General features: G+C 69.0%; 28 protein-coding genes. 21 read left to right on the top strand and 7 right to left on the bottom strand.

Going from position 1 to position 23053, the window contains the following annotated elements:
- Positions 1–38: 38 nt before the first annotated feature.
- Both ASC70_RS22645 and ASC70_RS22640 read left to right on the top strand, forming a co-directional pair.
- A complete protein-coding gene (locus tag ASC70_RS22645) occupies positions 39–617 on the top strand; it encodes a GNAT family N-acetyltransferase (RefSeq protein WP_047411885.1) in 579 nt (192 codons plus the stop codon).
- 34 nt (positions 618–651) lie between these two features.
- Entirely contained in the window at positions 652–2319 is a 1668-nt protein-coding gene (locus ASC70_RS22640) for a bifunctional diguanylate cyclase/phosphodiesterase (protein WP_047411884.1), read from the top strand.
- A gap of 124 nt (positions 2320–2443) precedes the next feature.
- On the opposite strand, the gene ASC70_RS22635 is transcribed toward ASC70_RS22640, so the two are convergent.
- Entirely contained in the window at positions 2444–3046 is a 603-nt protein-coding gene (locus tag ASC70_RS22635) for a YqgE/AlgH family protein (protein WP_047411880.1), read from the bottom strand.
- Positions 3047–3171: 125 nt separating this feature from the next.
- Here ASC70_RS22635 and ASC70_RS22630 point away from each other — a divergent pair, with 125 nt between their 5' ends.
- On the top strand, positions 3172–3654 hold the full coding sequence (locus ASC70_RS22630) for a peroxiredoxin (RefSeq protein ID WP_056054977.1): 483 nt from the start codon (positions 3172–3174) through the stop codon (positions 3652–3654).
- 110 nt (positions 3655–3764) lie between these two features.
- On the opposite strand, the gene ASC70_RS22625 is transcribed toward ASC70_RS22630, so the two are convergent.
- The gene (locus ASC70_RS22625; protein WP_056054974.1) at positions 3765–4190 is read right to left on the bottom strand and encodes a MarR family winged helix-turn-helix transcriptional regulator; all 426 of its coding nucleotides are present in this window, start codon (positions 4188–4190) and stop codon (positions 3765–3767) included.
- Positions 4191–4335: 145 nt separating this feature from the next.
- Between ASC70_RS22625 and ASC70_RS22620 the strand changes: the two genes are divergently transcribed.
- Entirely contained in the window at positions 4336–5304 is a 969-nt protein-coding gene (locus ASC70_RS22620; protein ID WP_056055312.1) for an alpha/beta fold hydrolase, read from the top strand.
- Positions 5305–5427: 123 nt separating this feature from the next.
- Here the strand turns inward: ASC70_RS22620 and ASC70_RS22615 are convergent, their stop codons facing one another.
- Positions 5428–7185 carry an acyl-CoA dehydrogenase gene (locus ASC70_RS22615; RefSeq protein ID WP_056054972.1) on the bottom strand — a complete coding sequence of 586 codons (1758 nt, stop codon included), beginning with the start codon at positions 7183–7185 and terminating at the stop codon, positions 5428–5430.
- Positions 7186–7416: 231 nt separating this feature from the next.
- Between ASC70_RS22615 and ASC70_RS22610 the strand changes: the two genes are divergently transcribed.
- The 5 genes from ASC70_RS22610 to ASC70_RS22590 are packed head-to-tail and all read left to right on the top strand — an operon-like array spanning position 7417 to position 12045.
- Positions 7417–8049 (top strand): YceI family protein, encoded by a 633-nt coding sequence (locus ASC70_RS22610; RefSeq protein ID WP_056054969.1) that lies wholly within the window; start codon positions 7417–7419, stop codon positions 8047–8049.
- 31 nt (positions 8050–8080) lie between these two features.
- Positions 8081–9355, top strand: coding sequence for a YceI family protein (locus ASC70_RS22605; protein WP_056054966.1), 1275 nt, complete (start codon positions 8081–8083; stop codon positions 9353–9355).
- The gene (locus ASC70_RS22600; protein ID WP_056054963.1) at positions 9286–10263 is read left to right on the top strand and encodes an L-threonylcarbamoyladenylate synthase; all 978 of its coding nucleotides are present in this window, start codon (positions 9286–9288) and stop codon (positions 10261–10263) included. Before ASC70_RS22605 ends, ASC70_RS22600 begins: the two co-directional genes overlap by 70 nt.
- 4 nt (positions 10264–10267) lie before the next feature.
- Positions 10268–10585, top strand: a complete 318-nt coding sequence (locus ASC70_RS22595) for a hypothetical protein (RefSeq protein ID WP_047411869.1) — start codon at positions 10268–10270, stop codon at positions 10583–10585.
- 50 nt (positions 10586–10635) lie between these two features.
- Complete coding sequence (locus tag ASC70_RS22590) at positions 10636–12045, top strand: FAD-binding oxidoreductase (RefSeq protein WP_056054960.1); 1410 nt, start codon at positions 10636–10638, stop codon at positions 12043–12045.
- Here the strand turns inward: ASC70_RS22590 and ASC70_RS22585 are convergent.
- The gene (locus ASC70_RS22585; RefSeq protein ID WP_056054957.1) at positions 12042–12356 is read right to left on the bottom strand and encodes a hypothetical protein; all 315 of its coding nucleotides are present in this window, start codon (positions 12354–12356) and stop codon (positions 12042–12044) included. The two genes, ASC70_RS22590 and ASC70_RS22585, sit on opposite strands and share 4 nt — an antisense overlap.
- Before the next feature lie 61 nt (positions 12357–12417).
- Positions 12418–13302 carry a GyrI-like domain-containing protein gene (locus tag ASC70_RS22580; RefSeq protein ID WP_056054954.1) on the bottom strand — a complete coding sequence of 295 codons (885 nt, stop codon included), beginning with the start codon at positions 13300–13302 and terminating at the stop codon, positions 12418–12420.
- 239 nt (positions 13303–13541) lie between these two features.
- On the opposite strand from ASC70_RS22580, the gene ASC70_RS25750 reads away from it, so the two are divergent.
- From ASC70_RS25750 to ASC70_RS22545, 8 genes are all read left to right on the top strand, one after another.
- On the top strand, positions 13542–13829 hold the full coding sequence (locus tag ASC70_RS25750) for a DUF1801 domain-containing protein (protein ID WP_369815463.1): 288 nt from the start codon (positions 13542–13544) through the stop codon (positions 13827–13829).
- A 46-nt stretch (positions 13830–13875) separates the two neighbouring features.
- A complete protein-coding gene (yaaA, locus tag ASC70_RS22570) occupies positions 13876–14643 on the top strand; it encodes a peroxide stress protein YaaA (protein WP_056054951.1) in 768 nt (255 codons plus the stop codon).
- A 111-nt stretch (positions 14644–14754) separates the two neighbouring features.
- A complete protein-coding gene (locus tag ASC70_RS22565) occupies positions 14755–15552 on the top strand; it encodes a 3-hydroxybutyrate dehydrogenase (RefSeq protein WP_056054947.1) in 798 nt (265 codons plus the stop codon).
- A 67-nt stretch (positions 15553–15619) separates the two neighbouring features.
- Positions 15620–16681 (top strand): patatin-like phospholipase family protein, encoded by a 1062-nt coding sequence (locus ASC70_RS22560; RefSeq protein ID WP_056054944.1) that lies wholly within the window; start codon positions 15620–15622, stop codon positions 16679–16681.
- Complete coding sequence (locus ASC70_RS22555; protein WP_056054941.1) at positions 16678–17115, top strand: NUDIX hydrolase; 438 nt, start codon at positions 16678–16680, stop codon at positions 17113–17115. The genes ASC70_RS22560 and ASC70_RS22555 overlap by 4 nt, the downstream gene beginning before the upstream one ends.
- Positions 17116–17147: 32 nt before the next feature.
- Positions 17148–17909 carry a site-2 protease family protein gene (locus ASC70_RS22550; protein WP_056054939.1) on the top strand — a complete coding sequence of 254 codons (762 nt, stop codon included), beginning with the start codon at positions 17148–17150 and terminating at the stop codon, positions 17907–17909.
- Positions 17910–18092: 183 nt separating this feature from the next.
- Positions 18093–18230: a hypothetical protein gene (locus tag ASC70_RS25335; RefSeq protein ID WP_164468828.1), complete on the top strand. Its 138-nt coding sequence runs from the start codon at positions 18093–18095 to the stop codon at positions 18228–18230.
- Positions 18231–18306: 76 nt separating this feature from the next.
- Positions 18307–19272, top strand: coding sequence for a nitronate monooxygenase family protein (locus tag ASC70_RS22545; RefSeq protein WP_056054936.1), 966 nt, complete (start codon positions 18307–18309; stop codon positions 19270–19272).
- On the opposite strand, the gene ASC70_RS22540 is transcribed toward ASC70_RS22545, so the two are convergent.
- Positions 19269–20027: a Crp/Fnr family transcriptional regulator gene (locus ASC70_RS22540; RefSeq protein ID WP_056054932.1), complete on the bottom strand. Its 759-nt coding sequence runs from the start codon at positions 20025–20027 to the stop codon at positions 19269–19271. The two genes, ASC70_RS22545 and ASC70_RS22540, sit on opposite strands and share 4 nt — an antisense overlap.
- 108 nt (positions 20028–20135) lie before the next feature.
- Here ASC70_RS22540 and ASC70_RS22535 point away from each other — a divergent pair, with 108 nt between their 5' ends.
- Positions 20136–20678: a hypothetical protein gene (locus ASC70_RS22535; RefSeq protein ID WP_056054931.1), complete on the top strand. Its 543-nt coding sequence runs from the start codon at positions 20136–20138 to the stop codon at positions 20676–20678.
- A gap of 3 nt (positions 20679–20681) precedes the next feature.
- On the opposite strand, the gene ASC70_RS22530 is transcribed toward ASC70_RS22535, so the two are convergent.
- Complete coding sequence (locus tag ASC70_RS22530; RefSeq protein ID WP_047411854.1) at positions 20682–20891, bottom strand: hypothetical protein; 210 nt, start codon at positions 20889–20891, stop codon at positions 20682–20684.
- A gap of 177 nt (positions 20892–21068) precedes the next feature.
- On the opposite strand from ASC70_RS22530, the gene ASC70_RS22525 reads away from it, so the two are divergent.
- The 3 genes from ASC70_RS22525 to ASC70_RS22515 are packed head-to-tail and all read left to right on the top strand — an operon-like array spanning position 21069 to position 22988.
- Positions 21069–21527 carry a TIGR02301 family protein gene (locus ASC70_RS22525; RefSeq protein ID WP_056054928.1) on the top strand — a complete coding sequence of 153 codons (459 nt, stop codon included), beginning with the start codon at positions 21069–21071 and terminating at the stop codon, positions 21525–21527.
- A 33-nt stretch (positions 21528–21560) separates the two neighbouring features.
- Positions 21561–22523, top strand: coding sequence for an SPFH domain-containing protein (locus ASC70_RS22520; protein ID WP_056054925.1), 963 nt, complete (start codon positions 21561–21563; stop codon positions 22521–22523).
- 3 nt (positions 22524–22526) lie between these two features.
- A complete protein-coding gene (locus ASC70_RS22515) occupies positions 22527–22988 on the top strand; it encodes an NfeD family protein (RefSeq protein WP_056054923.1) in 462 nt (153 codons plus the stop codon).
- Positions 22989–23053: the final 65 nt, after the last annotated feature.

Genomic DNA, 23053 nt, shown 5'->3' with positions numbered 1-23053 from the left:
GGAATGGTGGCGCGAGTGACCGATCCAGAGCTTCGTCCTTGTCCGCCCTTCTGCCGTTCCTGAAAGCCCGACCCCGCCTGAAGCTGGAAGGCCGCGCCGTCTATCTGCGGCCGCCGCGTCCGCACGACCATCGCGCCTGGGCCGCGCTGCGCGCCAGGTCGCGGGGCTTTCTCGAGCCGTGGGAGCCGAGCTGGCCCGAACACGACCTGACCCGGGCGGCCTTCCGCGCGCGCCTGTCGGCCTATGCCCGCGAATTGGAGCTGGGCGAGGCCTATCCGTTCTTCATTTTCCGCCGCGCCGACGACGCCCTGATCGGGGCGGTGCGGCTTTTCCACGTGCGGCGTGGTGTCGCCCAGACCGGATCGATCGGCTACTGGATCGGCCAGCCCTATGTCCGGCAAGGTCACATGGCCGACGCCGTCGAAACTTTAATCCGGTTTGCTTTCAAAGGCCTGGGCCTTCACAGACTTGAAGCCGCCTGCATGCCGGAGAACCACGCCTCGGCCGCGCTTTTACAGAAATGCGGGTTTTTGGAGGAAGGATACGCCCCCGCTTATTTGAAAATTAACGGCGGTTGGAGAGATCATCGTCTGTTCGGCATGGTTGCGCCCGATTGAGCGCAGGGGATCATGTCGGCAATTCGGGATGGGTATGTCTTTTCGGACCAGTGAGCGACGGATCTGGGACACCACCGCCACGCTTGAAGCGTTGGGCGGGGCCGACGTCGCCTTGTGGATCTGGGAGCCGGAAGCCGACCGCCTGCGCCTGAACGGCGCGGCGCGCGCCCTGGGCCTGGGTCCGCTGGCCCCCGAATGCTCGTCCGCCGCCTTCCGCGCTCTGGCCCTGCCGCAGGACCGCGCCCAGGCCGAGGAAGTGCTCAAGACCCGCGCGCCCGGCTCGGAGGTCATCGCTCGCTTCCGCGTGCGCGGCGGCGAGATCTGCCTCTGGCGGGGCGTCTGGCTGGAGGAGGGCGTCCGCGCCGCCGGCGTCGTCGCGCCCGAAACGAAATTCACCGCCTCCGAACGTTGCGAACTCACGGGCCTGCTGGACCGCCGCAGCTTCGTGGCCCGCGCCCGCGAGCGCCTGGGCCAGGAGGGCGTCCACGAACTGGTCGTCGCCGACCTGGACCGTCTGCGCCGCCTGAACGAGGCCCTGGGCCACGAGCGCGCCGACCTCGTCCTGGCCGCCCTGGGCTCGCGCCTGGCCGCCGCCTTCCCGGCCGACGCCCTGCTGGGCCGCATCGGCGAGGACGAGTTCGCCGTGCTGTGCGAACCCAAGGGCTACGAGCCGGCCGAGATGCTGCGCACCGCGCTGGAGCAGCCGCTGCGCATCGCCGGCTTCGACATCCACCCGACCCTGTCGGTCGGCGCGGTCTCGGCCGAGGGCGGCCTGGACGCGCCGGACGCCTGCGAACTGCTGCGCCGCGCCGAGCTGGCCGTCGAGGCGGCGTCCTCCGCCGGTCGCGGCGGCGCGGCCGCCTATGGCCGCTCGATGGAGACCGACGGCCTGTCGCGCCTGGCCCTGGAGGCCGACCTGCGGGGCGCCATCGGCCGCGGCGAGATCACCCCCTACTTCCAGCCCGTCGTGCGCCTGTCGACCGGCGCGCTGTCGGGCTTCGAGGCCCTGGCCCGCTGGATCCACCCGCGCCGGGGCATGCTGCCGCCCGACGAGTTCCTGCCGCTGATCGAAGAGATGGGGCTGATGAGCGAGCTGGGGGCGCACATGATGCACACCGCCGCCAAGCAGCTGGCCGCCTGGCGCGACGCGCACCCGGCGATGGGCGCCCTGACCGTCAGCGTCAATCTGTCGACCGGCGAGATCGACCGGCCCGGCCTGGTGGCCGACGTCGCCGAGACCCTGCGCGTCAACCGCCTGCCGCGCGGCGCCCTGAAGCTGGAAGTCACCGAGAGCGACATCATGCGCGACCCCGAGCGGGCCGCCATGATCCTCAAGACCTTGCGCGAAGCCGGCGCCGGCCTGGCGCTGGACGATTTTGGCACCGGTTTCTCGTCGCTGTCGTACCTGACGCGCCTGCCGTTCGACACGCTGAAGATCGATCGCTACTTCGTCCGCACCATGGGCGGCAACGCCGGCTCGGCCAAGATCGTTCGCTCGGTCGTCAAGCTGGGCCAGGACCTCGACCTTGAGGTCGTGGCCGAGGGCGTCGAGAACGCCGAGATGGCGCGGGCGCTTCAGTCGCTGGGCTGCGACTACGGCCAAGGCTTCGGCTACGCGCCGGCCCTGTCGCCGCAGGAGGCCGAGGTCTATCTGAACGAAGCCTATGTCGACGGCGCCGCGCCGGTGAAGGCGCGGGGGTAGGCGGCCCGGCCCCCTCCGGCCCTGTCGGGCCAGCTCCCCCATAAAGGGGGAGGAGATGTCCGGTTACTGCTTCCCCTTTATGGGGGAGCTGTCGGCGAAAGCCGACTGAGGGGGCGGCGCAGACCTAAGCCCGCCCCGCCTGCGCCGACAGATGGTCCGCCGAGATCCCCAGCTTGGCCAGGGCCCGGGTCCATTTGTGCTCGTGGTCCTCGTCGAACAGGATTCCTTCGTCGGCGTCGCAGATCAGCCAGATGTTGTCGCGCAGCTCCTGCTCCAGCTGGCCGGGGCCCCAGCCGGCATAGCCTAGGGCCAGGATCGCCTTGCGCGGGCGGCGCATGCGGCTGGCCATGGCGTCCAGCACGTCACGGGTGGCGGTGAGGCCCAGGCCGTCGGCCACCGGCAGGGTCGAGTCCGGCGAGACGAAGTCGTCGGTGTGCAGGACGAAGCCCCGCTCGCGCTCGATCGGCCCGCCCAGCAGGACGAGGTCGCTCGGCGCCTGGATGTCGGACTTCACGCCCAGGCGCTCCAGCAGCTCGTACACGGTCAGGCCGTCGACCGGCCGATTCACCGCCAGGCCCATGGCCTGGTCCTCGTCATGGGCGCACAGATAGAGCACCGTGCGCTCGAAGCGCGGGTCCTCGATGCCGGGCATGGCCACCAGCAGCCGCCCGGTCAGGAACTCGCCGTCTTCGCCATTCGGATCGTCTTGGTCGATGAAGCTGGCCATCAGGACAGCATTGGCTTTCGGTGTGACGGTTTCAAGTCGAACACGTTATGAAAGCGCGCTTGGCGGCCGCCTCGGCGAGGGATATTCGAGGCGACGCTACCCACCCACACAGAGGAACACGGCCCATGGCGATCAAGGTTGGCGACACGCTTCCCGCGGCGACTTTCATGACCAGCACGGCCGAAGGGCCGGCGCCGATCACCACCGACGACATCTTCAAGGGCAAGACCGTCGCCCTGTTCGCCGTGCCCGGCGCCTTCACCCCGACCTGCTCGGCCAAGCACCTGCCGGGCTTCAAGGAGAAGGCCGACGAACTGAAGGCGAAGGGCGTCGACACGATCGCCTGCATCTCGGTCAACGACGTCTTCGTGATGAAGGCCTGGGGCAAGGACCAGGGCATCAGCGACGAAGTCCTGCTGCTGGCCGACGGCAACGGCGACTTCACCCGCGCGGTCGGCCTGGACTTCGACGGCAGCAAGTTCGGCATGGGCCCGCGCTCGCAGCGCTACTCGCTGATCGCCAAGGACGGCGTCGTCACCCAGCTGCACGTCGAGGAAGCCGGCCAGTTCAAGGTCTCGTCGGCCGAGTACCTGCTGGAGCAGCTGTAAGGCTGTGACTCACCTCCCCCGCGTTGCGGGGGAGGTGGCCCGGAGGGTCGGAGGGGGCTAATGCGGCCTAGGTCCAGCTGGCCCCCTCAGTCGCTCCGCGACAGCTCCCCCTACCCCTTCACGATCTCCGACCGCAGCGCCTGGATCCGCGCGTTCAGCGCGCCCAGCGCCTCGCCGTCCATGCCCGAGCGCTCCATCAAAAGGTCGCCCAGGCAGCCCGAGCGGTCCAGCAGCGCCTGGCCGGCCTTTGTCATCGTCACCTCGACCTTGCGCTCGTCCTCGACGCCGCGTCGTCGCGCCACCAGGCCGGCGGCCTCCAGGCGCTTGACCAGGGGCGTCACCGTGCTGGATTCCAGGTCCAGCCGCGCGGCGACGCCCCCGATGGTCAAGTTGTTGTTTTCGCCCAGCACGCTGAGCACCAGATACTGCGGATAGGTCAGGCCCAGCTCGTCGAGCAGGGGCTTGTAGGCCCGGGTGATCGCCATGCTGGTGGCGTACAGGGTGAAGCAGATCTGCTCATTCAGCGGGCGCGTCATTGGCGTCTCCGATCGTCATGAATTCTTTTTATCACGAACAATGATATCGCGATAAAGAAATTTATGGACACGGCCTCGGTTCGGGTTTAGACCGCATATAGTTATCGCGATAATGATTGTCGCGAGAAAGAGATGAGGGATGATCATGAGCCAGTCGAACCAAGCTTCCCGCCGCGGCGTGATGACCGCCGGCCTGGGTCTCGCCGCCGCCGCCGCCGCTTCGCTGGGCGAAGCCGCGCAAGCCGCGCCGAAGACCGCCGCCGCTTCCGCTGACCGCGCCGAGAGCGGTTTCGTCACCACCAAGGATGGCGTCCAGATCTTCTACAAGGACTGGGGCCCCAAGACCGCCCAGCCGATCGTGTTCCACCACGGCTGGCCGCTCAGCGCCGACGACTGGGACGCCCAGATGATGTTCTTCCGCCTGAAGGGCTTCCGGGTCATCGCCCATGACCGCCGCGGCCACGGCCGCTCGACCCAGACCGACACCGGCAACGAGATGGACACCTACGCCGCCGACGTCGCGGCCGTGACCGACTTCCTCGACCTGAAGAACGCCATCCATGTCGGTCACTCGACCGGCGGCGGCGAGGTCGCCCACTATGTCGCCCGCGCCAAGCCGGGCCGCGTGGCCAAGGCGGTGCTGATCGGCGCCGTGCCGCCGATCATGCTGAAGACGCCCGCCAATCCGGGCGGCCTGCCAATCGAGGTGTTCGACAACTTCCGCGCCGCCCTGGTCGCCAACCGCGCCCAGTTCTTCCGCGACATCCCCGAGGGGCCGTTCTTCGGCTTCAACCGTCCGGGCGCCAAGGTCAGCCAGGGCCTGATCGACAACTGGTGGCGGCAGGGCATGGCCGGCGGCGCCAAGGCCCACTACGACTGCATCAAGGCCTTCTCGGAAACCGACTTCACCGACGACCTGAAGAAGATCGACGTGCCGGTGCTGATCCTGCACGGCGAGGACGACCAGATCGTCCCGATCGCCGACAGCGCCCACTTGGCCATCAAGTTGCTGAAGAAGGGGACGCTGAAGACCTATCCGGGCTTGCCGCACGGCATGGCGTCCACGCACCCCGAGGTGATCAACGCGGATCTGCTGGCGTTCTTCAAGGCGTAGTCCGCCTTCACTGTCATCCCGGCCGTAGCGCAGCGGAGAGCCGGGACCGCAGGAAGCTCAGCGCTTCCGGCGGTCCCGGATAGCCTCTGTGAGGCTTCCGGGATGACAATCTATTGTGGGTGCTTAAGCCCCCAGCACTTCCGGCGTCATCGCCTCCAGGTCCGCCGCGCCCAGCATCACGCCCGCCGCCGCGCCCGGAACCTGGGCCAGCACAGCCTCGGCGAACACCCGCGCCAGGCCGCGCTTGCTCTCGGCCCAGGCCGTGTCGGCCTCGTCCGAGGCCGCCAGGGCGCCCTTGGCCAGCATCCAGCCGCCGACCACGTCGCCGAGCAGCTTCTGATAGGCCGTGGCCCCCGACAGGGCGTCCGGCATCGACTTGGTCCGACGCTCGATCAGCCAGGCGGTGGCGCTGGCGGCGGCGTCGAGGGCCGCTTCCAGGCGCAGGCCGACGGCCTTGAGGTCGCCGGCGACCAGGATCTCGATGGTGTCGCGGATGTCGTCCATCAGGTCGCCGACCGCCTGGCCTTCGCCCAGCATCAGCTTGCGGCCGACCAGGTCGATGGCCTGGATGCCGTTGGTCCCCTCGTAGATCGGGGCGATGCGGGCGTCGCGGTAGTGCTGGGCCGCGCCGGTCTCCTCGATGAAGCCCATGCCGCCGTGGACCTGCAGTCCTTGCGAGGCGACCCAGACGCCGACGTCGGTCGACCAGGCCTTGGCGATCGGGGTCAAGAGCTCCTCGCGCAGCTTGGCGGCCGTGCGGGTCGCTTCGTCGGCGGCGGCGCGCGACAGGTCGGCGGCGACGGCGGTCGACAGGCAGATACCGCGCGCCGCCTCGATGTGGGCCTTCATCAGCACCAGCGTGCGGCGCACGTCCGGATGGTCGAACAGGCGCGAGGGATAGGCCCCGGTCCAGGCCGAGCGGCCCTGGGCGCGCTCCTGGCTGAAGGCCAGCGCCTGCTGATAGGCGCGCTCGGCGATCGCCACGCCTTGGGTCCCGACCTGCAGGCGGGCGGCGTTCATCATCGTGAACATGTTGGGCAGGCCCTGGCCCAGACCGCCGACCAGCTCGGCCTTGGCGTCTTCGAACAGCATCACGCAGGTGGGCGAGCCGTGGATGCCCAGCTTGTGCTCAAGCCCGCCGACCCGGACGCCGTTGGCCTCGCCCAGAGCGCCGTCCTCGCCGACCAGCACCTTGGGGGCCAGGAACAGCGAGATCCCCTTCACGCCGGACGGGGCGTCGGGCGTGCGGGCCAGGACCAGGTGGACGATGTTGTCGGCCGCGTCGTGGTCGCCCCAGGTGATGAAGATCTTCTGGCCGGTGATCCGCCAGCCGCCGTCGCCATCCGGCGCCGCGACCGTCGTTAGCGCGGCCAGATCTGAACCTGCGTGCGGTTCAGTGAGATTCATAGTGCCGGTCCATTCGCCGGACACCAGTTTCGGAAGATAGAGATGCTTCTGACGATCCGACCCGTGATGCTCCAGGGCCTCGATGGCGCCCAGGCTCAGCATGGGGCACAGGCCGAAGGCCATGTTGGCGGCCTGGACCATTTCCAGCACGCAGACCTCCAGGGTCTTGGGCAGGCCCTGGCCGCCGTGCTCGGGCGGGGCCGCGAGGCTGGCCCAACCGCCTTGGGCGAACTGCTGGTAGGCGTCGACGAAGCCGGGCGCACAGCGGACCGCGCCGTTCTCCAGCTTGGCGCCGACCAGGTCGCCCTGGCGGTTCAGCGGGGCCAGCACGTCGGCCGCGAAGGCCCCGGCCGCCTCCAGAACCGCCGCCACCGTATCCGTATCCGCCTCGGGGAAGGCGTCGGCCAGCCGTCCGAAGTCCGCCGCGTGGCGCAGCGAAAAGGCGAGGTCGCGGACGGGGGCGCGATAGGTCATGGTCGGCCGAGCTCCAGGTTATCGGCGATCTGTTTAGGCGGCCCGACCGCGCGCGCCAAGCGCGGCGCGTCCCGATGCGCCACCGCCGCAAGTCCGCCATTGTCGAGGTTCACCACAGCTATGAGCAGCGGATCACGGGCTCGTGATCGCCAGCCCCTTCCATCGCACGGTGGAGTTCCTAATTCCGTGAAACGGTAACTGCTGCTGTTTTAATTCCTGGAGTCTTCCCCGATGTCTCGTCCCCTCGCTTACCTCGCCCTGACGGCGGTCCTGTTCACGGCCCCCGCCGCCCTGGCCGCGCCGGGCGTGTCGTCGGTCAAGCCGGCCGACCTGCCCGCCGGCCACTATGTGCTCGACAAGAGCCACGCGACCCTGACCGCCAAGCTCAAGCACATGGGCTTTTCGAACTACACCCTGCGCTTCACCAAGCTGGACGCCGACTTCCAGTACGATCCGAAGTCGCCCGCGACGACCAAGCTGAACGTCACCGTCGACCCGGCCTCGCTGGACACCGCCACCGGCGCCGACGCGTTCGGCCTGAAGTTCAACAAGGAACTGACCGGCGACGGCTGGCTGGAGGCGGCCAAGTACCCGACCATCACCTTCGTCTCGACCGCGATCGACATCGGCGACGGCCAGCACGGCTCGGTGACCGGCGACCTGACCTTCCACGGCGTGACCAAGCCGGTGGTGCTGGACGTCACCTTCAACGGCGTCGGCTCGGGCATGATCCCGCTTCAGACCCGGACCGGATTCTCGGCGACGACCACGATCAAACGCTCGGAATATGGCGTCGGCAAGTACGCGCCGTTGATCGGCGACGACGTGACCTTGAACATCGAGGTCGAGTTCGAAAAGAAGTAAGCGTTACCGAACCGGGATCTGGGAGAAGTCCATGGCCGCAAGCCGTACGCGCTACACGACAGTGGCGATCGTCATTCACTGGCTGATCGCCGCGGCCATCTTCTTCCAGATCATCCTGGGCTGGCGGATGGACGACGGGCCCAAGGGCCCGACGACCTACGCCCTGTTCCAGCTGCACAAGTCGATCGGCATCACCATCCTGCTGCTCAGCCTGCTGCGGCTGGGCTGGCGGCTGGTCAATCCCGTGCCGCTGGCCCCGGCCGACCAGCCCCGCTGGGAGCGGGTCGCGGCCAAGCTGGTCCATGTCGGCTTCTACGTGATCATGATCGGCCTGCCGCTGACGGGCTGGATCATGGTCTCGGCCAGCAAGGTGAATATCCCGACCCTGCTATATGGGACCGTACCGTGGCCGCACCTGCCGCTAGTGCCGGAACTGGCGGCGGGCCCCAAACACCTTTGGTACAAGACCGGTGAGACCAGCCACCACGCGCTGGTCTGGCTGGTCTATGGACTGCTGGCCCTGCACCTGGGCGCGGTGGCCAAGCACCAGCTGCTCGACCGCGACGCGGTGTTCGGCCACATGGCCCCCGGCGCCCGTCCCGGCTGGAAAGAGCCGCGCGCCTGGCTGGCCGCTGTCGCGGTCGTCGCCGTGATCGCCGCCGGCTTCCTCTACAGGCCCGCCCTCAAGGCCGCCCCCGCCGCGCCGCCCGTCGAAGCCGCTCCGGTGGAGACGCCCGCCGCCGCGCCGCCGCCGGCCTTGGCCGGGCCGCCCGCCGCCGAGGCCGTCGCGCCGGTCTCCGAGCTCAAGGACCCGGTCGCCTGGTCCGTCCAGAAGGGCTCCAGCCTGACCTTCACCGCCGCCTGGTCGGGCAGCGCCATCGAGGGTCGGTTCAAGACCTGGACCGCCGACATCCTGTTCTCGCCCGAAGCCCTGGACCGCTCGAAGCTGACCGTGAACGTCGACATGGGCTCGGCCGCCACCGGCGACGACCAGCGCGACCAGAGCCTGCCCAGCGGCGACTTCTTCGACACCGCCGAGCACCCGAAGGCCACCTTCACCGCCAGCAAGTTCCGCAAGACCGGCGAGGGCAAGTTCGTCGCCGACGGGACCCTGGACCTGCGCGGCGTGAAAAAGCCGCTCAGCCTGCCGTTCTCGCTGAAGATCGACGGCGACACGGCGACCGCGCGCGGTGTAACCACCCTCGACCGGACCACGTTCGGGGTTGGACAGGGCGAATGGGCGTCGACGGACGAAATCGCGGCGAAGGTGAAGGTCAGCTTCGCGCTGACCGCCAAGCGGAAATAGTCGCCGCCGCCGACGCGCTGCGCGCCGGCGGCCTCGTCCTGCTGCCGACCGAAACCGTCTATGGCCTCGGCGCCGACGCGGCCAATCCGGCGGCGGTGGCGGCGATCTTCGAGGCCAAGGGCCGGCCGCGCTTCAACCCGCTGATCGCCCACGTCGCCGATCTGGCGACGGCCGCGCGGATCGCCGATCTGGACGACCGCGCATACGCTCTGGCCCGCGAATTCTGGCCAGGGCCGCTGACCATCGTCGCGCCGATCCGGGACACGTCGGCCGTCTGCGACCTGGCCCGCGCCGGACTCGACACCGTGGCCATCCGCGTGCCGGGCCATCCGATTTCGCACGCGGTGCTCGAGGCGTTTGGCGGCGCGGTGGTCGCGCCCTCGGCCAATCGCTCGGGCCGGCCCAGCCCCACCACCTTCGCCGACGCCATGGCCGAGACCGGCGACAAGGCCGCCGCCGTCCTGGATGGCGGGCCGTGCGCGGTCGGCCTGGAGTCCACGGTCGTCTCGGTGCTGGACGGCCAGGCCCGCCTGCTGCGCCCCGGCGCCGTGACCCGCGTCCAGCTGCAGCAGATCGTCGGCCCGCTGGCCGAGGCCGAGGACGACGCCCGGCGCTCGCCCGGCCGCCTGGCCCTGCATTACGCCCCCGACGCCCCGGTGCGGATCAACGCCAAGGCGCCCGAGGCCGGCGAGGCGTTCCTGGCCTTTGGCGCGTGGCCGCCAGGGCCGGGTGTCTTCAATCTCAGCCCGACGGGCGCGTTGAGCGAGGCGGCGGCGAACCTTTTCGCGTTCCTGCGCGCTGCGGATAGGACACGGCCCACGGCGATCGCCGTGGCGGCCATACCGCAAGAAGGCTTGGGCGAAGCGATCAATGACCGGCTGCGTCGCGCCGCCGGCTTCGTAGGATAGACCGATGAAATCCCGGATCATGTATGTCGAGGACAAGTCCAAGGGGGTGAACGGGCCGGCGCGGATCGGGCGGGTAGGATCGTCCAAGAGCGGCGAGACCCTGCACTATGCCGGCCAGTCGTTCACGGCGCTGCGTCACTCGGGCCTGAAGGCCAATTTCCAGGACAGCGTGACGGGCCATCCGTACTGGATCGCCCGGGCGCGCAAGGACGGCGCCGACCGGCTGTTCAAGGGCGCGGGCGCTCCGCCCGTGATCGACGACGACGTGCGCGAGGAATATTGGCGCGACATCCGAGGCCTGCCTGATCCGACCCTGGGCTAGTTCCGCCGCAGATACTGACATCGACACCGCCGGAGGCGTATCTTCCCGCCATGACCAAGCCCGTTCCCGCTGATGTCGTCTCCCGCCTGAAGGCCGTGCTCGGCGAAGGTGGCTGGAGCCAGGATCCCGACGTGATCGCGCCCAAGCTGGTCGAGTGGCGCGGCCGCTGGAAGGGCGAGACGCCGCTGCTGGTCACGCCGCGCTCGACCGCCGAGGTCGCCGCCGTGGTCGGCATCTGCGCGGCCGAGGGCGTGGCGATCACCCCCCAGGGCGGCAACACCGGCCTGGTCGCCGGCCAGATCCCGCACGGCGAGATCCTGCTGACCACCGAGAAGCTGAAGGCGATCCGCGACGTCGATCCGATCGACGACGCCATGGTGCTGGAGGCCGGCGTCACCCTCTACGAAGCCCACCAGCAGGCGGCCAAGGTCGGTCGCCGCTTCACCGTGGGTGTGGCCTCGGAAGGCTCGTGCACGATCGGCGGCCTGATCTCGACCAACGCCGGCGGCACGGCCGTGCTGCGCTATGGCATGATGCGCGAGCAGGTGCTGGGGATCGAGGCGGTGCTGCCCAATGGCGAGATCTGGAACGGCCTCAAGCGCCTGCGCAAGGACAACACCGGCTACGACCTCAAGCAGCTCTTGATCGGGGCCGAGGGCACGCTGGGCGTGGTCACGGCGGCCAGCCTGAAGCTGCACGCCCTGCTGGCCTCGCGGGCCGTGGCCATCGTCGGCCTGGCCTCGCCGGCCGACGCCATCCGGCTGCTGGCCCGGGCCAAGGACGAGACCGGCGGCGCGGTCGAGGCCTTCGAGCTGATGGGCCGCCTGGGCTTCGAACTGACCGTCCGCAACGTACCGGGCCTGCGCGATCCGCTGCCCGAGGTTTATCCCTGGTACGTGCTGATCGAGGTCGCCAGCGGCGAGCCCGGCGCGGCCGAGGCGGCGTTGGAACGGCTGCTGGCCGGCGCTCTGGAAGGCGGCCTGATCGCCGATGCGGCGGTGGCCCAGACCGAAGCCCAGATGAAGGCCTTCTGGCATATTCGCGAAGGCCACTCCGCAGGCCAGAAACCCGAAGGCGCGGTGTGGAAGCACGACGTCTCGGTGCCGGTCTCGAAGATCCCGGACTTCATCGGCCAGGCCAACGCCGCGATCGAGAAGGCCTTTCCGGGGACCCGCATCGTCGCCTTCGGCCATGTCGGCGACGGCAATGTCCATTACGACGTGCTGCGGCCGGTCGGCGACGACGACGACGCCCACGACGCCCTGCGCGAGGCGGGGGCCAAGATCGTCCACGACATCACCGCGACCTTCTCGGGCTCGATCAGCGCCGAGCACGGCCTGGGGACGATGAAGACGCTGGAGGCCCTGACCTACAAGGACCCGATCGAGGTTGCCGCCCTGCGCGCCATCCGGGGAGCGCTGGACCCGAAGCGGATCATGAACCCCCGGGTTCTGTTCTAGGCGGCCGCCTTCAGAGCCCGGAGCTTTCGGGCGCGCAGCCAGAGCAGGGTCAGGACGACGATCGCGCCGGCGGGGATCGTCGCCTTGTAGAAGCCCGGCTGCGAGCCCGGACCCAGCAGGTTGAACGCCATGGGGACGAAACCCCACTGGCCCGTGCCCCGCTGCATCCAGAACGCCCCGACGCCGGCGAAGCAGACGACGGCCCAGACGACGCGGAACTTCAGCGTCCGGTCGCGGGCCACCAGAAACAGGGCGGCGATCATCGGGATCGGCCAGGCGAGGGCGGCGGCGAGGCCTAGTGCGTTCGACATCCCGGCTGGATAGCGGGGTCGAGGCCGACGGTCGAGGTCGCGCCGCCGCGAACCGACGCCGCTATTTGAGCGGCAGGAACAGCTCCAGGACCACCTCGTGCGCCGACGCTTCCGGGATCAGAGACAGCCGGCGCTGGCTGTAGATCGGGAAGTCGCGCGCCTCCTCGCCGCTGGCCGGCAGCCAGTCGCGATAGAGGTACAGCGCCGCCGGCTCGAGGTTGTTGGTGTTGCCGGGATAGCGCAGCACCGCGCAGCGTCCGCCGGGGATCACGCCGGGCTTCATCTGCTGGTCGTTCGGTTCGACCGGTCCGTCCGTCCCGGCGCACAGGTCCATGCTGTAGTCGGCCGGGTTGGCGGGCAGCCTTTCGGACCGGAAGACCATGAAGGTCGAGCTCGTCTCGGGCGACAGGCCGGCGGCCTTGCGCCAGGTGATGAACCGCTCCCGGGTTTCGCCGAGCTTGGCCCGGTCGCCCCGATGCTCCAGGACCGCCACCGGGATCGGGGGCACATCGCGGATCTGCACGTCGTCGGGGGTGAAGATAATCTGCATCAGCTTGCTCCTCGCATGGTCCAGGGGCCCGAAGGCCGCGAGCCACGGATCCCAGTCGGGGGACTTGCGGAACGACGAAGGCGACTGCCCCAACCGGCGCCGAAAGGCGCGGGCGAAGGCGTCCGGCGCGTCATAGCCGGCGTCCATCGCGATGTCGGTGACGCTCTGGGCGTTCTCGGCGACCAGCCGGTGCGAAGCCCGCTTCATGCGGGCCAGCTGGACATAGCGATGCACGGACATCTCGAAGATGGCCGTGAACTGGCGGTGGAAATGGAACTTCGAGAAGGCCGCGACGCGGCTCATCGTGTCCAAGTCGAGATCACCGTCAAGGTGCTGGTCGATATAGTCCAGCACCCGCTGCATCCGGGCATGGTAGGTTTTCGGCGCCGCCTGCATCGTTCCTTCTTTCCGTGACGACGCCAGCTAGCCGCCCGCGGCCCTGTCGCGCTCGACCGATCTTGCGGTTTAGCGCGGAAGGCGGACGCTCTCGACATCGCTGGAGAAGTCGGCAGTCTTCGGTCATGAGCAAGCTCTTCCGGTTTCCAGGCGCCGTGCGGCGCGATCCGGACGTCCAGGCGTGGTTCGCCGGCGGCGACGCCGCGATGCGCCAGCTGGCGCGGACCTAGTTCGAACGGATACGCGCGTGCGGCCCCGATATCCGCGAGCTGCGGCACGACGGCCATCCGACCGCGTGCGTCGACGACGCCGCCTTCGCCTATGTCGACGCCTTCGGCGCTCATGTGAACGTCGGATTCTTCGAGGCCGCGTCGCTGGACGATCCTGCCGGCCTGCTCGAAGGCGCCGGCAAGCGGATGCGGCACGTGAAGCTGCACTGGGGGCGGCCTGTCGATGAGGCCGCGCTCGGCGCTCTCATCCTGGCGGCCTATCGGGACATGCAAGGGCGTGTCGACGCCGAGGCGTGAAGCAGCCCGCTAGCGAAGCCTCGCCGAACCCTCTATCTCCCCGCCCATGCTGATGGTCATCTCGCCCGCCAAGTCGCTGAACTTCACCGCCCCCGAGGCGGTGCTGCCGCTCACGACGCCCGAGCTCAAAACCCAGATCGCCGAGCTGGCCAAGGTCACCCGCAAGCTGACGGCGCCCGACCTGAAGCGGCTGATGCACATCTCCGACGCCCTGGCCAAGCTGAACCGCGAGCGGTTCCAGGCCTTCGACGCCGCCGTCGAGGATGGCTTGCAGGCGGTGATCGCCTTCAACGGCGACGTCTATGGCGGCCTGGCGGCGCGCGAACTGGACCGGCCGGCGCTGGAATGGGCCCAGGACCACCTGCGGATCCTGTCGGGCCTATACGGCGTGCTGCGCCCGTTCGACGCCCTGCAGCCCTATCGCCTGGAGATGGGCACGCGGCTGAAGACCAAGCGCGGGCATAATCTCTACGACTTCTGGGGCGAGACCATCTCCAAGACCCTCAACGCCGCCGCCGAGGGCCACAACGACCCGACCCTGGTCAATCTGGCCAGCCAGGAATATTTCGGCGCCGTCGACGCCAAGGCCCTGAAGCTGCCGGTCGTCACCTGCCACTTCAAGGAAGAGAAGAACGGCGAGCTGCGGGTGCTGGGCTTCTTCGCCAAGAAGGCGCGCGGCCGCATGGCCCGCTACATCATCGACAACCGCATCGACCGGTCCGAGGCGCTGAAGGGCTTCGACCTGGACGGCTATCGGTTCAAGCCGGCGCTGTCGACGCCGGCCGATTGGGTTTTCGCTCGCCCGCAGCCATGAATTCATCTAGTGATGAATTTAATAAGCACTCGCCTCTCGCATCGGCGAGCTATATGCTGCATTGCAATATTCTAGAGCAGCATCATTAGGGCGTCAGCCAGGAGCGCGTAGATGGCCGTCGATTTCGGTTTGCAAGGGCAGGTCGCCATCGTCACCGGCTCGACCAGCGGCATCGGTCATGCCCTGGCCGACGGTTTGGCGGCCCAGGGCTGCAACATCGTCATGAACGGCCTGGGCGAGATGAACGCCATCGAGCGGGCCCGGGCCGAGATGGCCGAACGGCACGGCGTCGAGGTGCTGTATCACGGCGCCGACATGACCAAGCCGATCGAGATCGCCGACATGGTGCGCGGCGCCAAGGCCGAGTTCGGCGAGCTGGACATCCTGGTCAACAACGCCGGCGTCCAGCACGTGGCCCCGATCGAGGACTTCCCGGACGACAAGTGGGACCTGATCATCGCGATCAACCTGACCTCGGCCTTCCACGCCACCAAGGCGGCGGTGCCGATCATGAAGGAGCAGGGGCGCGGGCGGATCGTCAACATCGCCTCGGCCCACGGCCTGGTCGCCTCGCCGTTCAAGGCCGCCTACGTGGCCGCCAAGCACGGCATCCTGGGCCTGACCAAGACCGTCGCCCTCGAGGTCGCCACCCACGGCATCACCTGCAACGCCATCTGCCCGGGCTTCGTGAAGACCCCGCTGGTCGAGGCCCAGATCGTCGACCAGGCCAAGGCGCGGGGCATCTCGGAAGAGGCGGTGATGAAGGACGTGATCCTGGCCGCCCAGCCGACCAAGCAGTTCGTCACCTTCGACCAACTGACGGGCATGCTGCTGTACCTGGTCTCCGACGCCGGGGCCTCGGCCAATGGCGCGGCGTTCCAGATCGACGGCGGCTGGGTCGCGCAATAGTCGACGCCGGACGTCGACCGGAGGAAGCGCGCTTGCCGAAGGGCTCCCTTCAGGAGAGCTTCGTCCCATGCCGATCCCGCCTTTCACCAAGAAGAAGTCCGGGCCCAAGGGCCTGAGCCTGGCCCTGCAGGGCGGCGGCGCCCATGGGGCGTTCGAGTGGGGCATCCTCGACCGCCTGCTCGAGGCGGATGATCTCGAGATCCGCGCGGTGACCGCCGCCTCGGCCGGGGCGATGAACGCCGTCTGCCTGGCGCAAGGCCTGATTGACGGCGGCCGCGAGGGCGCTCGCCAGCGGCTTGACTCGTTCTGGCGGCAGGTCAACCGCCAGGGCGGCCGCAACGTCTTCGGCGACACCTCGATCTGGACCAGCGCGTTCGGCGGCGGGGCCGACTGGATCAAGAACACCCCCGGCTGGCGGATGGCCGAGACCCTGGCCCTGTCCTTCAGCCCGTACGAGTTCAACCCGTTCAACCTGAACCCGCTGCACGACACGCTGGAAGCCGAGATCACCTTCAGCCAGATCCGCGAGAAGAGCCCGATCAAGCTGTTCATCGCCGCCACGGCGATCCGGACAAGCAAGGCCAAGGTCTTCCGCGAGACCGAGCTGACCGCCCGCCACATCATGGCCAGCGCCTGCCTGCCGCAGCTGTTTCAGGCCGTGGAGATCGACGGCGAGCCCTATTGGGACGGCGGCTTTCTCGCCAATCCGCCGCTGTGGCCGCTGTTCTACGACGACACGCCCGACGACATCCTGGTGATCACCCTCAACCCGTTCGTCCGCGACGAGACGCCCAAGTCGCCGGGCGAGATCATGGACCGGCTGAACGAGATCACCTTCAACGCCTCACTGGCCTCGGAACTGCGGGCCATCGGCTTCGTGCAGAAGCTGCTGGACGAGGGGCTGCTGAAGGACACCGCCCGGGGCCGCTACCGCCGGATGCTGGTCCACGCCATCACCGCCGACAAGCCGCTGGCGGACCTGTCGCTGTCCACCAAGTTCAACACCGAATGGAGCTTCCTCCTGGACCTCAAGGAGCGGGGCCGGACCGCGGCGGAGGCCTGGCTGGCCGAGTGCGGGACCTGTATCGGGGTCAAGTCCAGCGTCGATCTGAAGGTCGGTTTTCCGTGAGCAACCATCCCGTACCGACCGTCGGCGTCGTCTGCCTGAGGGGCGCCGAGGTTCTGCTGATCCGCCGGGGGACGCCGCCTCGCCTGAACCAGTGGAGCCTGCCGGGCGGCCGCTTGGAATGGGGCGAGACGCTGGAGGTCGCCGCTCTGCGCGAGCTGAGGGAAGAAACCGGCGTCGAGGCCGAGCTGCTGGGCCTGATCGACGTGGTCGACGGGGTCTTTCCGGCAAGACCCTCTCAGGATGGGCTGGGCGGCGAGATCACCCGCCACTACGTGCTGATCGACTACGCCGCTCGCTGGATCGCCGGCGAGCCCGTGGCCGGCGACGACGCGGCCGAGGCGCGGTTCGTCTCCCGGGAAGAGGCGATGGCGCTGGTCGAATGGGACGAGACGCGGCGAGTGATCGCAGAGACGTACGCGCGGTTTGGGGGCTAGCGCGGCTCGTCCCGCCATGGTCAATCCCGCCCATGACCGTCGTCGAAACCCGCGCCCCGCGCAGCCCGATCAGCCCCAACGCCCTGATCCTGATCGCCGCCTGCGTCGCCCTCGGCTGGGCGGTGGCGGCGGAGCTGCCGCCGGTCGGCGTGCTGACCTTCGCCTTCGTCGCCGCGACCTGGGTGCTCAGCGTCGGGGTCCACGAGTTCGGCCACGCCTTCGTCGCCCACAAGGCCGGCGACACGACCATCGTCGAGAAGGGCTATCTGACCCTCGATCCGCTGAAATATTCGGATCTGGTCACCACGATCCTCTTTCCGCTGCTGGCCCTGGCCCTGGGCGGCATCGGTTTTCCGGGCGGGGCGGTCTATCTGCGCGAGGACCTGATGCGCAACAAGGGCTGGCGATCGCTGGCCTCGCTGGCCGGACCGCTGGGGACGCTGCTGGTGCTGATCGCCTTGGCCCTGGCCCTGCCGTTCGTGGCGTCGGCCCCGTTGCGCGACGCCCTGTCGATGCTGGCCTTCCTGCAGGCCAGCGCCCTGGTCCTCAACCTGCTGCCGATCCCCGGCCTGGACGGCTACGGCGTGATCCGGCCGTTCCTGCCCGACGGCGTGCGGGCTAGGATGGTCAAGGTCGAGCGCGTCGGCTTTCTGCTGCTGTTCGCCTTGATCTTCTGGGTCCCTGGCGCCAGCCGCCTGATCTTCGCCGCGGCCCTGTTCGTCACCGACCTGCTGGGCGTCTCGCGCTCCGCGATCGGCGCGGGCTGGGAGACCTTCCACTTCTGGGGCGCTTGACCTCCCGCGGCGTCCTCGGCGGCGGCGGTGGATACCCGATCTTCTAACGGTGCGTTTCCTGGACTCTGAAGTCCAATAAAAACCCATTTAAAACAGCCTCTTGCGGAACCGCTTTGGGGGTGAGAAGCTTTTCCTTACGGCAGTCCGGACATCAGATCCGGGCGCCGACGAGGAAACAAACAGATGACGCCACAAGACGTTGTCAGCCTGGCCCCGCCCCGCGGCTTCATGATGCTGGTCGCCCTGGTCCTGACGGCCATGGCCAGCTGCTTCTGGACCTGCGAAGCGGACGTCGAGGCCGAGCTGGCGAAGCACCGCTAAGCTCGACTGACCTCGCGGCAGGCTTGCGGGCCTGAACGCGCGCCCGGCATCCTTCCGGAAACGAGGAGGAAGGGCCATGGGGCTGCGCACGCCGCTCTGCGATCTTCTGCATATCGAGCACCCGATCCTGCTGGCCGGCATGGGCGGAGTGTCCTACGCGCCGCTGGCGGCGGCGGTGTCCAAGGCCGGCGGCTACGGCGTGCTGGGCATGGCCGGAACCTCGCCGGACTTCATCCGCGCCCAGATGCGCGAGGTCAAAAGCCTGACCGACCAGCCGTTCGGGGTCGACCTGCTGGCCGCCACGCCCGACGCCCTGACCGCCAGCGTCGAGGTCATCATCGCCGAGGGCGCCTCGGCCTTCGTCGCCGGCCTGGGCGTGCCGCTGTCGATCATCGAACGGCTCAAGGCGGCGGGCCTGAAGGTCATGGTTGTCTGCGGGGCGGTGAAGCACGCGGTCAAGGCCGAACAGGCCGGCTGCGACGCGGTGATCTGCCAGGGCGGCGAGGGCGGCGGCCATACGGGCCTGGTCGGCACCCTGCCCCTGGTGGCCCAGGCCGTGGAGGCGGTGCGCATCCCGGTCATCGCGGCTGGCGGCCTGTACGACGGTCGTGGCCTGGCGGCGGCCTTGGCGCTGGGCGCCCAGGGCGTCTGGATGGGCACCCGCTTCATCGCCAGCTTTGAGGCCCACGCGGGCGAGCCCTATCGCCAGGCGGTGATCGAGGCCGCCGACGAGGACACCGTCCGCACCCGCTGCTATTCGGGCAAGCCGATGCGGGTGCGCAAGAACGCCTATGTCGACGACTGGGAAGCCCGGCCGGCCGACATCCAGCCGTTCCCCGGGCAAGCCTTGGTCTCGATCCAGGCCGGGGCCATGGGCGGCATCGGCGGCCAGGTCGAGGGGCTGGATCCGGCCAGATCCTGCTTCGCCATGGGCCAGAGCGCCGGCGGCGTCCGCGAGATCCTGCCGGCCGGCGAGATCGTCGCGCGGCTGGTGGCCGAGGCGGAGGGGGCGCTGGCCAGGGCCAACGCCTACCGTCTCTAGTCGGCGACCTTCGGCAGCACCTTGCGGAAGTGGGCCTCGACCGCTTCGTGGCACTCGCAGGCCCGTTTCTCCAGGCCGGGACGGTCCAGCACCGTCACCCGGCCGCGGCCGATATGGATGATGCCGGCGTCCTGCAGGGCGCGGGCCACGGCGCTGATCGTGGTGCGCTGCACGCCCAGCATCTGGGCCAGGGTTTCCTGGGTCAGGCGGATCGGCTCGTCGCCCGAGCGGTCGTGGGCGAACAGCAGCCAGCGGCAGGCGCGCTGCTCGATCGGATGCAGGGCGTTGCAGGCGGTCACCTGCATCATCTGGGCGATGAACACGTCGGCGGCGCGATCGAACAGGTCGCCCACGGCGGTGTGGCGGGTCTTGACCTCCTCCAGCCGGCTCGTGGCGATGCAGTAGGCGCGCCCGGGCACGCGCACCACGGCGCGGCCGTAGGCGGGCTTGAAGCCGGCGCTGACCACACCGCCGATCGCGCCCTCGAAGCCGATGCTGGCGGCCTCGATCTCCTGGCCGTCCGAGGTGACGACCAGCAGCGAGGCCTGGGTCGGGCCGCAGGGCAGGTAGGTGTGTTCGACATCGTCGCCGGCGTCGAACAGCACCGCGTCCTGGGGCAGGTCGACCAAAACGAGGTGGGGCGAGAGTTCGGCCAGGGCGTCCGGGCGCAGCGCGGCCAGCAGGCGGTTGGCCGAATAGGACGGCGCGCCCTCGCCTTCGGCGGCGCCGCGGACGATGCGGGCGAAGACGGTCATGCGTATCTCCCGTGAAGCTCGTGTGTCTAAGCGCGCGGCGCACGGCTTAGTTTCCCGTGGACGGCGAGAGTCTTCCGAAGCACCCTCAAAACGAAGGGGAGATCGGCGATGATCGCGAGACGGCATCTGCGGCGGCGGCTCAGCCAGTATGGCGCGCTCTGGCTGGGCGGGTTCGTCGTGACCCTGGCGGTCATGTCGCTGGCGGTGTTCGCCGCCCGCCTGCCTCTGGCCGACACCGCCGACCTGGCCCTGCCGGCCGCCTTCGCCCTGCTGGGCCTGGCGGTGGTGGCGGGCGTCGGGATCACGGCGACCAAGGACGTCGGCCTGTCGACCAAGTCGCTGGTCACCGCCCTGGCCCTGCTACTGATCCTGCCGCTGCTGTGGGCCCCGGTCCTGGCGGTGGTGGTCATGGCCGCCCTGGCCGGCGCGTCGGTCGAATACTCCCGCGCCTATGCCGAGTTCCGCATCGCGGTCAGCAACCTGATCTATCCGCTGGTCGCCATGCTGGGTGAGGATCCGCTGGTCAGCTTCGTCTGGCAGGCGTTCCAGGTCGTCGCCTCGATCGTCGGCGCGGTCGCCTCGGTGCTGCAGGTGTGGCGGGTGGTCAAGCCGTGGCTGTACGGCCCCGACGAGCTCGAGGAGGCGGGCTGAGCCTCAGCTGAGCGCGATCGGACGGGGCAGCACCCAGTCGTCTTGCTGTTCGTGCAGCATCACCGACAGGCCCAAGCCAGCCGGATGTTCGGCCAGGCGGCGGGCCGCCGCGCGCGCTTCGCCGCGCGTCTCGTAGGCGCCGAAGCGCAGGTTGTCGCCGATGATGGACCAGCGATCACCGACGCGCACAACGCCGTAATGCACCTCAGTCATGAGCAGACCTCCTTGCAGTATCCACAGGGAACGCCCGATCCGTGGTGATCGCAAGGCCTTTATCGTCCACGCTTTTTTGACACCGGGAGACATTTTATCCCCAAGCTTCCAGCGCCGCCGCTCGCCCGTTGGGCGCGGGGCCGTGACAGGGCGGCGGGCTTTGGCGATAACAGCGCCATGTCGCGTCCGTTCCCCATCGGCGTCGCCCTGGCCGCCCTCGTCGCCTCTTCCGTCCTGGTCTCTGTGGCTTGGGCCCCCGTGGCCTTGGCCCAGGAGCGGGACGCCGGCGAGCGCCAGCGCCTGCTGGACCTCGCCTATACGCTGGGCGAGAGCCATGCCCTGCGCCAGGCCTGCGAAGGCGAGGGCGACCAGTACTGGCGCGCCCGCATGGTGCGGCTGACCGAGGTCGAACAGGCCGACCAGGCCTTCGACGTCCAGCTGCGCGAGCGGTTCAACACCGGCTTCGCCGCCCGCCGCAGCGAATATCCGATCTGTGACGAGTCCAGCCACAAGGCCGAGCAGCAGGCCGCGCGCAAGGGCCAGGCCCTGGCCCGGAAGCTGTCGCAGTCGATGCGTCCGGCCCGCCATGCCGATCCGGCGCCGGATTCCGTGGCGGAAGGCGAAGGGGCGCGCTAACCTCAACCACAAGGTTTGTGAGGGGAGGGCGTCTTGGGTACGTCGATCGTCGTTCTGGTGCTGCTGATCCTGGCCTTCGTGCTGGTGATCAGTGTGATCAAGATCGTGCCTCAGGGGCGCGAATTCACCGTCGAGCGGTTCGGCCGCTACACCCGGACCCTGAAGCCCGGCATCAGCATCCTGACCCCGTTCGTCGAGACGATCGGCCGGCGGGTCAACATGATGGAACAGGTGCTGGACGTCCCGCAGCAGGAGGTCATCACCAAGGACAACGTGTCGGTGAAGGTCGACGCGATCGTCTTCATCCAGGTGATGGACGCCGCCGCGGCCGCCTATCGCGTCGACAACCTGATCTACGCCATCACCCAGCTGGCCCAGACCAACCTGCGCACCGTCGTGGGCTCGATGGAGCTGGACGAGGTGCTGAGCCAGCGGGACGCCATCAACACCCGGCTGCTGTCGACCATCGACCACGCCACCGGCCCCTGGGGCGTGAAGGTGGCGCGGATCGAGATCAAGGACCTGACGCCGCCGCCGGACATCACCAACGCCATGGCCCGTCAGATGAAGGCCGAGCGCGAGAAGCGCGCGGTGGTCACCGAGGCCGAGGGCGAGAAGCAGTCGCAGATCGCCCGCGCCGAGGGCCAGAAGCAGTCGGCCATCCTGCAGGCCGAGGGCCGCCGCGAGGCCGCCTTCCGCGACGCCGAGGCCCGCGAGCGGGAAGCCGAGGCCGAGGCCAAGGCGACCGCCTTCGTCTCGGAGGCCATTTCGAAGGGCGACGTCAACGCGATCAACTACTTCATCGCCCAGAAATACGTCGAGGCGTTTGGCGAGCTGGCCCGCAGCCCGCAGCAGAAGACCGTGATCGTGCCCGCCGACTTCGCCGGCCTGACCGGAACGGTCGCCGGCGTCAGCGAGCTGATCAAGAGCCTCGGCTCTGACACGCAGCGCGCCGCGACAACCAGCACGCCGACCGGCGGCAAGCGCGGAGCCTGATCCATGGACGCCCTGGGAGGCTTCTACGCGATGCATCCGCTCTGGCTGTGGCTGGCGGTCGCGGCCCTGTTTCTGGCCATCGAGGTCGGCACGGGCAGCGGCTGGCTGCTATGGCCGGCCGCCAGCGCCTTCATCGTCGCCCTGGTCGCCCAGGCGCTGCATCCGGGCCTGGTGATCGAGCTAGGCCTGTTCGCGGTCCTGACCATCGCCACCACCTATCTGGCGCGGCGCTTCCTGCGGCCGGTGCTGGAGCCGAACAGTCCCGATCTCAACGATCCGCTTCAGCGCCTGATCGGCCAGCGCGGCCAGGTGCTCTCGACCTTCGAGCAGGGCCGGGGCCGGGTGTTCGTCGACGGCAAGGACTGGGCCGCCGAGACCGAGGAGCCGATCCCGGCGATCAGCCAGGAGGTGGTCGTGATCGGGGTCGACGGCGCGGTGCTGAAGGTGCGCAAGGTCCCCACCTGACGGCCCTCTGCTGACAAGTTCGCGCCACGCCCCTGTTATCCCGGCTGAACCACACCATTTGAGGC

It is taken from the genome of Caulobacter sp. Root343 (genome assembly GCF_001425745.1).
Taxonomy (GTDB): Bacteria; Pseudomonadota; Alphaproteobacteria; order Caulobacterales; family Caulobacteraceae; genus Caulobacter.
Note: the sequence above shows the minus strand (reverse complement) of the source record. Positions and strands in the feature narration are given on the sequence as shown.

Bases quoted from the DNA above. Each gene is read 5' to 3' on its own strand.
- ASC70_RS25335 (WP_164468828.1), top strand. From the start codon at position 18,093: ATGACGCCACAAGACGTTGTCAGCCTGGCCCCGCCCCGCGGCTTCATG.
- ASC70_RS22595 (WP_047411869.1), top strand. From the start codon at position 10,268: ATGAAATCCCGGATCATGTATGTCGAGGACAAGTCCAAGGGGGTGAAC.
- ASC70_RS22605 (WP_056054966.1), top strand. From the start codon at position 8,081: ATGGCCGCAAGCCGTACGCGCTACACGACAGTGGCGATCGTCATTCAC.
- ASC70_RS22640 (WP_047411884.1), top strand. From the start codon at position 652: ATGTCTTTTCGGACCAGTGAGCGACGGATCTGGGACACCACCGCCACG.
- ASC70_RS22630 (WP_056054977.1), top strand. From the start codon at position 3,172: ATGGCGATCAAGGTTGGCGACACGCTTCCCGCGGCGACTTTCATGACC.
- ASC70_RS22620 (WP_056055312.1), top strand. From the start codon at position 4,336: ATGAGCCAGTCGAACCAAGCTTCCCGCCGCGGCGTGATGACCGCCGGC.
- ASC70_RS22545 (WP_056054936.1), top strand. From the start codon at position 18,307: ATGGGGCTGCGCACGCCGCTCTGCGATCTTCTGCATATCGAGCACCCG.
- ASC70_RS22535 (WP_056054931.1), top strand. From the start codon at position 20,136: ATGATCGCGAGACGGCATCTGCGGCGGCGGCTCAGCCAGTATGGCGCG.
- ASC70_RS22625 (WP_056054974.1), bottom strand. From the start codon at position 4,190: ATGACGCGCCCGCTGAATGAGCAGATCTGCTTCACCCTGTACGCCACC.
- ASC70_RS22565 (WP_056054947.1), top strand. From the start codon at position 14,755: ATGGCCGTCGATTTCGGTTTGCAAGGGCAGGTCGCCATCGTCACCGGC.
- ASC70_RS22530 (WP_047411854.1), bottom strand. From the start codon at position 20,891: ATGACTGAGGTGCATTACGGCGTTGTGCGCGTCGGTGATCGCTGGTCC.
- ASC70_RS22540 (WP_056054932.1), bottom strand. From the start codon at position 20,027: ATGACCGTCTTCGCCCGCATCGTCCGCGGCGCCGCCGAAGGCGAGGGC.
- ASC70_RS22615 (WP_056054972.1), bottom strand. From the start codon at position 7,185: ATGACCTATCGCGCCCCCGTCCGCGACCTCGCCTTTTCGCTGCGCCAC.
- ASC70_RS22580 (WP_056054954.1), bottom strand. From the start codon at position 13,302: ATGCAGGCGGCGCCGAAAACCTACCATGCCCGGATGCAGCGGGTGCTG.
- ASC70_RS22635 (WP_047411880.1), bottom strand. From the start codon at position 3,046: ATGGCCAGCTTCATCGACCAAGACGATCCGAATGGCGAAGACGGCGAG.
- ASC70_RS22590 (WP_056054960.1), top strand. From the start codon at position 10,636: ATGACCAAGCCCGTTCCCGCTGATGTCGTCTCCCGCCTGAAGGCCGTG.
- ASC70_RS22550 (WP_056054939.1), top strand. From the start codon at position 17,148: ATGACCGTCGTCGAAACCCGCGCCCCGCGCAGCCCGATCAGCCCCAAC.
- yaaA (WP_056054951.1), top strand. From the start codon at position 13,876: ATGCTGATGGTCATCTCGCCCGCCAAGTCGCTGAACTTCACCGCCCCC.
- ASC70_RS22525 (WP_056054928.1), top strand. From the start codon at position 21,069: ATGTCGCGTCCGTTCCCCATCGGCGTCGCCCTGGCCGCCCTCGTCGCC.
- ASC70_RS22600 (WP_056054963.1), top strand. From the start codon at position 9,286: ATGGGCGTCGACGGACGAAATCGCGGCGAAGGTGAAGGTCAGCTTCGC.
- ASC70_RS22585 (WP_056054957.1), bottom strand. From the start codon at position 12,356: ATGTCGAACGCACTAGGCCTCGCCGCCGCCCTCGCCTGGCCGATCCCG.
- ASC70_RS22515 (WP_056054923.1), top strand. From the start codon at position 22,527: ATGGACGCCCTGGGAGGCTTCTACGCGATGCATCCGCTCTGGCTGTGG.
- ASC70_RS22560 (WP_056054944.1), top strand. From the start codon at position 15,620: ATGCCGATCCCGCCTTTCACCAAGAAGAAGTCCGGGCCCAAGGGCCTG.
- ASC70_RS22610 (WP_056054969.1), top strand. From the start codon at position 7,417: ATGTCTCGTCCCCTCGCTTACCTCGCCCTGACGGCGGTCCTGTTCACG.